Source organism: Candidatus Binatia bacterium (genome assembly GCA_036563615.1).
GTDB lineage: Bacteria > Desulfobacterota > Binatia > UBA12015 > UBA12015 > DATCMB01.
Genome location: DATCMB010000016.1, coordinates 279,741 through 290,473 on the forward strand (window position 1 = coordinate 279,741; position 10,733 = coordinate 290,473).

Annotated in this window: 8 protein-coding genes and 1 tRNA gene; 7 read left to right on the plus strand and 2 right to left on the minus strand. The window is 72.4% G+C overall.

Going from position 1 to position 10,733, the window contains the following annotated elements:
• The first annotated feature begins 643 nt into the window (after positions 1 to 643).
• From VIS07_13975 to VIS07_14000, 6 genes are all read left to right on the plus strand, one after another.
• Positions 644 to 1,207, plus strand: a complete 564-nt coding sequence (locus tag VIS07_13975) for a hypothetical protein (GenBank protein HEY8516614.1) — start codon at positions 644 to 646, stop codon at positions 1,205 to 1,207.
• A gap of 15 nt (positions 1,208 to 1,222) precedes the next feature.
• Positions 1,223 to 1,291, plus strand: a tRNA-OTHER gene (locus VIS07_13980).
• A gap of 429 nt (positions 1,292 to 1,720) precedes the next feature.
• The gene (locus VIS07_13985; protein ID HEY8516615.1) at positions 1,721 to 2,773 is read left to right on the plus strand and encodes a S8 family serine peptidase; all 1,053 of its coding nucleotides are present in this window, start codon (positions 1,721 to 1,723) and stop codon (positions 2,771 to 2,773) included.
• Between the two features lie 85 nt (positions 2,774 to 2,858).
• Positions 2,859 to 3,914, plus strand: a complete 1,056-nt coding sequence (locus VIS07_13990) for an LLM class flavin-dependent oxidoreductase (protein HEY8516616.1) — start codon at positions 2,859 to 2,861, stop codon at positions 3,912 to 3,914.
• Positions 3,915 to 4,221: 307 nt separating this feature from the next.
• Positions 4,222 to 4,398: a hypothetical protein gene (locus VIS07_13995; GenBank protein HEY8516617.1), complete on the plus strand. Its 177-nt coding sequence runs from the start codon at positions 4,222 to 4,224 to the stop codon at positions 4,396 to 4,398.
• 186 nt (positions 4,399 to 4,584) lie between these two features.
• Positions 4,585 to 6,297, plus strand: a complete 1,713-nt coding sequence (locus VIS07_14000; protein ID HEY8516618.1) for a D-aminoacylase — start codon at positions 4,585 to 4,587, stop codon at positions 6,295 to 6,297.
• A gap of 91 nt (positions 6,298 to 6,388) precedes the next feature.
• Here the strand turns inward: VIS07_14000 and rlmD are convergent, their stop codons facing one another.
• A complete protein-coding gene (gene rlmD / locus VIS07_14005; protein HEY8516619.1) occupies positions 6,389 to 7,672 on the minus strand; it encodes a 23S rRNA (uracil(1939)-C(5))-methyltransferase RlmD in 1,284 nt (427 codons plus the stop codon).
• Between the two features lie 54 nt (positions 7,673 to 7,726).
• On the opposite strand from rlmD, the gene VIS07_14010 reads away from it, so the two are divergent.
• A complete protein-coding gene (locus tag VIS07_14010) occupies positions 7,727 to 9,655 on the plus strand; it encodes a S9 family peptidase (protein HEY8516620.1) in 1,929 nt (642 codons plus the stop codon).
• A gap of 62 nt (positions 9,656 to 9,717) precedes the next feature.
• Here the strand turns inward: VIS07_14010 and VIS07_14015 are convergent.
• On the minus strand, positions 9,718 to 10,733 hold a 1,016-nt coding region (locus VIS07_14015; GenBank protein ID HEY8516621.1), incomplete at its 5' end, for a cystathionine beta-synthase.

Consider the following 10,733-nt stretch of genomic DNA (forward strand, 5'->3'; position numbering starts at 1 on the left):
GAGGCGGGCGAGCTTCGCCGGCCTCAGCAGGGGCAACAGAGGCAGGTGTGGAAGAGCCGCCACAGGCGCCGGTTACGGCGCTCGGGGATGGGATTGGTCTGGCTCATCTTCGTCTCGATCGTCTCGCTTGGTCTGTGCTCTCGGCTCGCGCTTGCGGTTGCGGAAAAACAAAAAGGCCCGGAGGTTCGAGACCTCCGGGCCTTTGGTTGTTCCGTCGTTGGACCGGCGTCCTAGACGCCCTGTCCTTCCGCGCGCACGGCACGACCCCAGGCACGAGAAGCCTCGTTCCTCTTCGCGGGGCGACAACAACAGATGCCGGCGAGCGACATGGTTCGGCGCTTGTACCTGCGCTGCACACACTGCGCAAGCCCCCTCGAGAAAAATTTTCCCCACCCCGGTTTTGTGCTTGATGGGCTTGCTTCGGCGGTAAAGACCGCGTATCGGAACCGATATGGCGTTCGCGATCTGTCGTCGTCCAGCGACGTGGTGGAAGCTCCTTCCGCCGTCTGCCCGCTGAGACGAGATCGCGCGCGGAGCGAAAGCGAGCCCACCACCTGCCGAGGTCGGTGGGCTTTTCCGTCTCTACCGCATCGCTCTCCGACCTGACGGCTCGTCGCCGGGCCCGAGAAAGGACGAGAGAGTGATGAACCCGCTGAAGACCGCGCCCTGGCGCGCGGCGCGCCGTCACGGCCGCGTGGCCGTCGGGGACGTGCGCGTCCGCCCGTCACGACCGAAGAGCACCACGCCGCGCGTGCGGCCCCTCGTGGCGCGCGAGCGCGCGTACGGCTGGACGACCGAGCAGTACCGCGAGGCGTGCCGCCTCCTGCCCGGCTTCGAGCTGCTCCCGGTCGCGATGGTCGCCGCGTTCGCGTCGCACGCGATCTACTTCGACGCCGCGGGACCGCTGCGCGCCGAGGATCGCGACGAGATCGCACACGCGATCACCCGACGGCGCTACCCGGGCTTCGGCTCGCCGGACGACGGGCTTCCGCGCGACGGCGAGCGGCGCGTGCTCGTTCGACGCCTCGCGGAGCGCGCGCTCGAGCCGTTCGCCTCGCTCGAGCCCGAGGTGTCGGCGTTGCTCGACGCCGGGGTGCCGGCGCGCGAGGTGCGCGTGATCGTCCACGCGCTGCTCGCGCTGCGCTTCCTCGCGACGCTCGGCGCCGCGATGCTCCTGCAGCCCCCGCTCGACGCGGACATCGGCTGACGCGCCTCGCCGGTTGGCTCCTTCCATCGGTCATGGCGGAGGTCTGCAAAACCATCCGACCGGGTTCGACTCCCGGAGGGGCCGCTCTTGCCGCGGGCGCGTGTCGCGCCGGCGCACGTCCCGTGCGCACGGCCGGCGCATGTCCCGTCTTCCGGCAGCCCGCACGATCGGCTGGTGCCGCACTGGCTCCGGGCCTTCGCAGCGATGAGATGCGGGTCGTGCCAGCGCGAGAGCTCTGCCGACGACGACTTCTGCGCCGCCTGCGGGACGCCGCTCGTCCGGCGCTGCGCCGCCTGCGGGCGCGCAACCTCGCCGCGCACCGCTTCTGCGGCGGTTGCGGACGCAGGCTCGCGCCTGACCTCGCCTCGGCGCACGACCCGCGCTCGCTGACGCCGCGCCACCTCGTCGAGCGCATCCTCACGACGCGCCACGCGCTCGAGGGCGAGCGCAAGCAGGTGACGGTGCTCTTCGCCGACGTCCAGGGATCGCCAGCTAAGCGTCGCGACCGTCGCCGTGCTCGACACCGGCGTCGACGGAAGCCATCCCGCGCTCGCCGGCAAGATCGTGCGCGAAGCCTGCTTCTCCGGCAACGGGAACTGTCCGAACGGCGCCACCCAGCAGATCGGTCCTGGGCCCGGCGTTGCGTGCACCTACGCGGGAGACTGTAAGCACGGCACGCACGTCGCCGGAATCGCGGCGTCGCGCTCCGGCGTGGCGCGCAGAGCGAACATCATCGCGATCCAGGTGTTCTCGCGCTTCACGGGCCCGATCTGCGAGGGCTTCGGCGATCCCTGCGCCTTGACCTACACCTCCGACCAGATCGCCGCGCTCGAGCACGTCTTCGAGCTGCGCAACAAGCATCGCATCGCGGTCGTGAACATGAGCCTCGGTGGCGGGAGCTACTCCTCGCAAGCGGCGTGCGACGCCGACAACGTGGCCCGCAAGGCGGCGATCGACAACCTCCGCGCGGCGGGAATCGCGACGGTCGCGGCTTCGGGCAATGCCGGCTACGCCCACTTGATCGACGAGCCCGCCTGCATCAGCTCCGCGTTCTCCGTCGGGTCCGTGACCAAGAGCGACCAGGTGTCGGTCTTCACGAACTCGGCTTCGTTCCTCGACTTCCTCGCACCCGGCACGTCGATCCGGTCCACCGTTCCCGGAGGCGGGTTCAAGGTCCTGTCCGGAACCTCGATGGCGACACCGCACGTCGCGGGCGCATTCGCCATCCTCAGCCAGCGCCTCGGGCGCGCCGACGTCGACAGGGTCGCCGACGCGCTGCCACGACCGGTGTGGGCGTCCTCGACCCGCTCAACGGTCTCACCAAGCCGCGCATCGCCGTCGACACCTGCCAGGGTGGCGCGGGCGTCGACCGGGCGAAGAGGTGCGAGGTCGTGCAGTGCGTCCCCTGACCGTGCACGCGACGGGCGCGCTTCTCGACACGCACGAGGGCGCGTCCGTCGCCTGATCCGCAGCACCCGTCGGTCCCGCGGGTCGCTGCCCACGATCTCCGTCAAGGACTTCGCGAGCGCTCGCGCGGCAAGAAGTTGCCCGCGCGAGCGCTCGTGATACGAAGCCGCGTCGATGAAGCGCGCGATGGAATCTCTCCCGGCGCAAGCGTGCGCCGGGACGTCCTGCGCATGAGCGGGTTGCGATGACGACGGACGCTGCATCGCAGGGCACGACGACGCGCGACGCGCAGGGCCTGCCGCGTCTCGGCCTCGTGCTCGCGTTCTGGGAGCGCTCGGGCGGCAAGGACCCATGGGCGCAGGCCTGCGAGACCGTCCGCGCCGCGGACCGCCTCGGCTACGACAGCGTGTGGCTCACCGAGAGCTGGAACCGCGACCCGATCACGCTGCTCACGCACCTCGCCGGGCAGACCTCGCGCATCGGGCTCGGCTTCGGCGTGCTGAACGTCTTCAGCCGCTCGCCCGCGGTGCTGGCGAACACCGCCGCGACGCTGGACGAGCTGTCCGGCGGGCGCGTGATGCTCGGGCTCGGCGCGAGCACGCCGAACGTCGTCGCGGGCTGGCACGGGCTCAAGTTCGACAAGCCGCTCCAGCGCGTGCGCGAGACGATCGAGATCTGCCGGCTCATCTGGCGTCGCGAGCGCGTCCATTACAAGGGCCGCATCTTCTCGCTCGAAGGCGTGCGGCTCGGCTATCAGCCGCTGCGCGAGCGCATCCCGATCCTGCTCGCGTCGCTACGACCGAAGAGCATCGAGCTCTGCGGCGAGCTCGCCGACGGCTGGATCCCGACGATCTATCCGCTCGACGGCATCGCCGCGGGACGCGCACGGATCGCCGCCGGCGCCGCGCGCGCCGGTCGCGCACCGGAGGACGTCGAGGTGCGTCCCGGCGCGACGGTGCTGGTCACGGACGATCCGTCGCAGGCGGCGCAGATGGGACGCTTCGCCGCCAGCATCTACATCGGCCCGCCGAACAGCCCCTACGCGGCGACGGCGGCCGAGCTCGGCTACGCGGAGGACGTCGAGCGCGTGACGAGCGTCTACCGCTCGGGCGACCACGCGGGCGCGATCGCGGCGGTGAGCGACCGGCTCGCCACCGCCTTCACCGTGGCGGGCACGCTCGAGCAGGTCCGCGACCGACTGCGCGCGCTGCGCGCGGCCGGCGCGGATGCGGTCAACGTCTCGCTGCCGTCGTACGCGCCGGAAGTCGCGGTGCCGGTCCTCGAGAAGCTGATCGCCTGAGGCGCGGAGTCGCGCTTCAGCGAATTTTTCGCTTACTTAGGCTTCGTCGCGCGTGCGCGATGCGCTCCTGCTTCCCGTAGAGCCCGCTATCGCACGGGCGATACCGCATGGCGACCTTCTACGCGCTCTCCATCGCCTTGCGAAAACGCGCGCCTTCGCATGCGGTCTTCTTGTTGAGACAGGCAAGCACGCCGCTCATGAAAACGCGGCCCTCGACGCGCTGCCCGATCTCCGCTGCCGCGGCCACCTCGCGACGATCGTCGGCACCCCGCGCCCGGATCATCTCGTCGGCACCGAAGGCCGCGACGTGATCGTCGGGCTCGGCGGCGACGACCTGATCGAGGGACGCGGCGGCAACGATCTGCTGTGCGGCAGCGCGGGCGACGACCTCCTGGTCGGCAAAGGAGGACTCGACGTCTGCCGGGGCGCCCGCGGCGCCGACCGGGCGAAGCCGAGCTGCGACGAGGCGCCAGGCGTCGCGTGACGCGTCACGCCGCAGGCGCGCCTCGCGACCCGCGCGGCCGCGCCCGTCGCGCGCCCGCTCGACGCCGGGGGCGGCAGGCTTCACCGGCTGAGCTGCGAGCCGCGAGCCGCGCCACGCGCCGCTTGCCACGAGCGTCGCCGCCGTGGATGCTCGACGCGCGCGTGCTGACGCGCGGGAGGGTTACACGTGCACGATCTCATCATTCGCAACGCGACCATCTGCGACGGCACCGGCGCCGACGCACGACCCGGCGACATCGCAATCCAGGGCGGACGCATCGCCGCGGTGACGGAGCCCGGCGCGATCGCGAGCAACCCGAAGAACGCCGCGCAGGAGATCGACGCCGGCGGTCTGGTCGCGGCGCCCGGCTTCATCGACGTGCACACGCACTACGACTGCCAGCTCTTCTGGGATCCGACCGCGAGCCCGTCGTCGTGGCACGGCGTCACGACCGTGGTCATGGGCAACTGCGGCTTCACGATCGCGCCGTGCCTGCCCGAGCACCGCGAGACCGTGATGAAGCTCCTGCTCTACGTCGAGGGCATGCCGATCGACACGCTGCGCGCCGGCATCAAATGGAGCTGGCAGGAGTTCCCCGAGTACTTGACGGCGCTCGAGCGCCAGGGCGTCGGACCGAACGTCGCGGCGTTCATCGGCATGTCCGCCGTGCGTCTGCGCGCGATGGGCAAGGCCGCGGTCGAGCGTCCGGCGACGGCAGAGGAGATCGAGCGCATGCGCGCGATCGTGCGCGACGCGATGAAGGCCGGCGCGATCGGCTGGTCGACCTCGCTCTCGCCGACGCACTTCTTCGGCGACGGCACGCCCGCCCCCACCCGCCTCTCCGAGGACGCCGAGCTCGACGCGATGGCCGAGGTGCTGCGCGATCTGCCGCACGGGATCATCGAGCTCGCGCCGCAGAGCCTGCTCGCGCCGCCGAAGGAGAAGCTCGCCGAGCTCGAGCGCTTCGAGCGCCTCGCGCGCATCTCGGGCAAGACGGTCACCTTCGCGCCGCTGCACGACAACCCGTTCTTCCCGGGCTCGGCGCAAGAGGTGCTCGCGGCCGCGACCGAGCGTCAAGCCAAAGGCGCGAGCGTCGTGCCGCAGGTCGGCTGCCGACCGCTCGAGCTGCGCTTCGACTTCCGCGCCCCAGCCTTCGGCCTCGAGAACAACGCATACTGGAAGCCGATCCTGCACGAGCCGCGCGAGGCGCGTCGCGCGCGCTTCGCGAGCGAGGCGTTCCGCGCGGAGCTGCGCGGCTTCGACGGCAACTTCAAGGCGCTGCTCACGCCGAGCTGGGAGCGGATGTTCCTGCGCCTGCCGGCCCGGCCGGAGAACGAGCGCTTCCGCGACCGCAGCGTCGCCGACATCGCCAACGAGCTCGGCAAGCACCCGGTCGACGCCTTCCTCGACATCACGCTCGCCGACGACCTCGAGGGCCAGTGGGGCGTCGAGATCCTCAACGCCGACGAGAAGGGCGTCGCCGAGCTGATGCGCTCGCCGGCGACGGTGCTCGCGCTCTCCGACGCGGGCGCGCACGTCGACACGCTCTGCGACCAGGGCTTCACGAGCTACCTGCTCGGCCACTGGGTGCGCGAGCTCGGCGCGCTGCGCCTCGAGGACGCCGTGCGCATGCTGACCGCGCGTCCCGCCGAGGTCTACGGCCTCACCGACCGCGGCACGCTCGCGCCCGGCAAGGCGGCCGACGTCGTGCTCTTCGACCCGAAGACGATCCGCATGCTGCCGACCGAGCTCGTCGCCGACCTGCCGGGCGGGCAGAAGCGCCTTCTGCAGCGCGCGGAGGGCATCCCGCTCGTGCTGGTCAACGGCCAGCGCGTGGTCGACGACGGCAAGCCCACCGGACGGCTCGCGGGCCGCGTGCTGCGCGCCGGCGCGGCGTGACGCGTCCCCTGCGCGTCGCGCGAGCAGCAGCGAGTCGCGACCGCGCACGGCCGCTCACGACGACCGCAGAATCGATCGGCGTCGGCGCGGCTCAGCGCGCGGTGAGCAGCGCCACCGCCTCGACGTGGTACGTCTGCGGGAACAGATCGATCGGCTGCACGCGCGCGACGTCGTACGCGCGCGCGAGCGTCGCGAGGTCGCGCGCGAGCGTCGACGGGTTGCACGACACGTAGACGATCCGCGCCGGCGCGAGCTGGACGAGCGGCGCCAGCGCCTCCGCCGCACCTGCGCGCGGCGGATCGAGCACGACGACGTCGAAGCGCCGACCGTCCTCGACGAAGCGGCAAAGCACGCGGTCGGTCGCGCCGGCGACGACCTCGAGGTTCGCGAGCCCGAGACGTCGCCCGTTGTCGCGCGCCGCGGACGCGCTCGACGTCGAGCGCTCGACCGCGGTGACCTGCGCCGCCCGGCGCGCGAGCGGGATGCCGAGGTTGCCCGCGCCCGCGTAGAGGTCGGCGACGCGCGTCTCGGACGTCACCGCAGCGGCGTCGATCACCTCGCGGATCAGCGCCGCGTTGCCGTGGTCGCTGACCTGGCTGAAGTCGCCCGCGGCGAGCCACATCTCGTCGCCCGGCGCGCCGCAGGCGAGCGGCACGCGCACCGTGACGTCGCCCCACGTGCGCTTGAAGCCGCGTCCGTGCAGCACGAGCCCCGCGACGCGAGGGTGCGCGCGCAGCCACCGGGCGCTGGTCTCGGCGTCGCGCGCATCGAACGCTCCGTCTGCCTGCGCGACCAGCGCGACGTGCTCGTCGTCCGCCGCGGCCCCGGTCGCGACGAGCTCGATGCGCTGCACGCGGGTCGCGAGCGATTCGACCCAAGCCTGCGCGAGCGGGATCGCGCCCGCGAGCCGGTCCTCCGCGAGCAGGCAGCGCGCGACCGGCACGACGTCGTGCGACGCCGCCGCCATGAAGCCGAGCCGGCGCTGCGGATCGACGCGCAGGCTGAGCCGCCGGCGGTAGCCGAACTCCGCCGGCGCGCGCAGGATCGGCCGCACGACGTCCGGCGCAAGCCCGCCGACGCGCGTCACGAGGTCGCGCACCGCGGCCTCCTTCGCCTCCGCCTGCGCGGCGTAGTCGACGTGCTGCCACGGACAGCCGCCGCAGCGCGGCAGGTAGACGCACGGCGGCTCGCGGCGTGCGGGGCCGGGGGCGATCACGCGCGCGACGCGCGCGTACGCGTACGCGCGCCGGTCCTCCTCGACCTCGAGCTCGACCTCGTCGCCCGGCGCGGCGCCGCGCACGAAGTGCACCTTGCCTGCGACGCGCGCGATGCCGTGCGGCCCGTACGCGAGCGAATCGATGCGAGCGACGACCATGGAGGAACCCGCGAAACGTTGACCCGCGACCGGGGCGCTCCTACCGTCGGTACCATGCCGCGCGCGGTGCTGCCGTACGGATCCTGGCGCTCGCCGATCACGGCGGCGCTGCTGGTCGGCGAGTCGGTCGGGCTCGGCGCGATCGCGGTCTCGGGCGACGACCTGTACTGGGCCGAGTCGCGACCCGCCGAGGCCGGTCGGACGGCGATCGTGCAGCGCAGCGCCGCCGGCACCGTCGCGGACGTCCTGCCGCAGCCGTGGAGCGCGCGCTCGCGCGTGCACGAGTACGGCGGCGGCGCGTGGACGGTCGAGCGCGACACCGTGTACTTCGTCGACGACCGCGACCAGAGCGTCTTCGCGTGCCTGGTCGGCACGACGCCGCGGCGTCTCACCGAGCCCAGCGCTCGGCGCTACGCGGACCTCGTCGTCGACCGTCCGCGCGCGCGGCTGATCGCCGTCTGCGAGGAGCACCACGACGACGGCCGCGAGCCGACGAACACCCTCGTCGCCGTGCCGCTCGACGGCTCGTCGCGCGTCGAGACGCTGGTCGCCGGACACGACTTCTACGCCTCGCCGCGCCTGAGCCCGGACGGCACGCGCCTCGCCTGGCTCGCCTGGCGTCACCCGCACATGCCGTGGGACGAGACCGAGCTCTGGCTCGGCCGCGTCGCGGAGGACGGGCGCATCGTCGACGCGCGCTGCATCGCCGGCGGACGCGGCGAGTCGATCTTCCAGCCCGAGTGGTCGCCCGACGGCATGCTCTACTTCGTCGCCGACCGCACCGGCTGGTGGAACCTCTACCGCTGGAGCGGCGAGGAGGCGCAGCCGCTCTGTCCGATGCGCGCCGAGTTCGGATTGCCGCAGTGGAACTTCGGCATGACGACCTACGGCTTCGCGAGCGCGTCGAGCATCGTCTGCACCTACGCCGAGCGTGGCGAGTGGCGGCTCGCGCGGCTCGCGATCGAGAGCGGACGCCTCGAGCGCTTCGACGTGCCGTTCGTCGCCTTCTCCGGCCTGCGCGTGACGCCGCGCAAGGCGTACTTCGTCGCCGGCTCGCCGGCCGCGCCGTCGGCGCTGATCGAGCTCGACCTCGAGAGCGGCGCGCACCGCGCCGTGCGCGGCTCGTCGACGCTCGCCGTCGACCCGGCCGACGTCTCGATCGCGCAGTCGATCGAGTTCCCGAGCGCGAACGGCCGCACGGCGTACGCCTTCTACTACCCGCCCGCGAACGGCGCGTACGCCGGGCCCGAGCGCGAGCGGCCGCCGCTGCGCGTGCGCTCGCACGGCGGACCGACCGCCGCGACCGACGGCGCGCTCAAGCTGCCGATCCAGTACTGGACGAGCCGCGGCTTCGCGGTGCTCGACGTCAATTACAGCGGCAGCACCGGCTACGGGCGCGAGTACCGCGATCGTCTGCGCGGCGCGTGGGGCGTGGTCGACGTCGAGGACTGCGTCGCGGGCGCGCGCTACGTCTGCGAGCAGGGTCTCGCCGATCCCGCCCGCGCGACCATCAGCGGCGGCAGCGCGGGCGGCTACACGACGCTCTGCGCGCTCGTCTTCCACGACTTCTTTCGCGCCGGCGCGAGCCACTACGGCATCGGCGACCTGACCGCGCTCGCCGCCGACACGCACAAGTTCGAGTCGCGCTACACCGACTCGCTGGTCGCGCCGTATCCCGAGGGCGCCGAGATCTACCGGGCGCGCTCGCCGCTCTTCCACGCCGAGCGCCTGTCGTGTCCGGTGATCTTCTTCCAGGGGCTCGAGGACCGCGTCGTCCCGCCGGCGCAGGCGGAGGCGATGGTCGCGGCGCTGCGCGCGAAGCGGCTGCCGGTCGCCTACGTCGCGTTCCCCGGCGAGCAGCACGGCTTCCGGCGCGCCGAGAACATCCGCCGCGCGCTCGAGGCGGAGCTCTACTTCTTCTCGCGCGTGCTGCGCTTCGCGCTCGCCGAGCCGATCGAGCCGGTGGCGATCGAGAACCTCTGACGCGTGCGGTTTGACGTACGCGCCGTGTCGCTTGCGCGCGACGTCCGCGCGCGTGCACGCGCTCAGGCGAGCCGGCGCCGGAGGTAGTTGACGACGTCGATCCGCGTGACGAGCCCGAGGAAGCGCTCGCCCTCGACGACGATCGGCACCATGCCGCGCTCGAACACCGGAAAGAGCGCGTCGAGCGACGCGTCGGGCGGCACGGTCGCGAGCCGGCTCGACATCACATCGCGCACCGGACGCGCGAACGCCGCCGCGTCGCGCGCGGCGGCGAGCAGCACGTCGTACTCGTCGACGATGCCGACGATCCGCTCGCCGTCGAGCACCGGGAGCTGCGAGACGTCGTACATCTTCATCCGCGCGTGCGCGCTCGCGAGCGTGTCGTCCGGCGTGAGCGCGACCACCGCGCCCTCCTCGTGGCTGCGCCCGATCACGTCGCGCAGGTCGCCGCGTGGCTTGTCGCGCAGGAAGCCCTGGTCGTGCATCCAGTAGTCGTTGAACATCTTCGACAGGTACTTGTTGCCGCTGTCGCAGACGAACGTGACGACGCATTCGCTCGTCGTGCGCGAGCGGCAGTAGCGCAGCGCCGCCGCGAGCAGCGTGCCGCTCGACGAACCGGCGAGGATGCCTTCCCTGCGCAGCAGCACGCGCGCGGTCGCGAACGCCTCGGCGTCGTCGATCGTGAACGCTTCGGCCACACCGCCGAGGTCCGCGATCGGCGGCACGAAATCCTCGCCGATGCCCTCGACCAGCCACGAGCCGACCTCGGCCTCCCGGCCTTCGTTCACCAGCGGGGCCAGGACCGAGCCTCTCGGGTCCGCAAGGATGATCTCAACGTGCGGGGCTACGCGTTTGAAAAACCGGCCCAATCCGGTGATCGTGCCGCCCGAGCCCACGCCGCAGACGACGGCGTCGAGCTTGCCCTCCATCTGCGCCCAGATCTCCGGTCCCGTGGTCTCCTCGTGCGCCCGCGGATTGGCCGGGTTGGCGAACTGGTTGGCCCAGAAGGCGTTGGGGATCTCGCGCGCCAGGCGCTCGGCGACGTCCTGGTAGTACTCGGGATGGCCCTTGCCGACGT

Bases quoted from the DNA above. Each gene is read 5' to 3' on its own strand.
- VIS07_13975 (HEY8516614.1), top strand. From the start codon at position 644: ATGAACCCGCTGAAGACCGCGCCCTGGCGCGCGGCGCGCCGTCACGGC.
- VIS07_13990 (HEY8516616.1), top strand. From the start codon at position 2,859: ATGACGACGGACGCTGCATCGCAGGGCACGACGACGCGCGACGCGCAG.
- rlmD (HEY8516619.1), bottom strand. From the start codon at position 7,672: ATGGTCGTCGCTCGCATCGATTCGCTCGCGTACGGGCCGCACGGCATC.
- VIS07_14010 (HEY8516620.1), top strand. From the start codon at position 7,727: ATGCCGCGCGCGGTGCTGCCGTACGGATCCTGGCGCTCGCCGATCACG.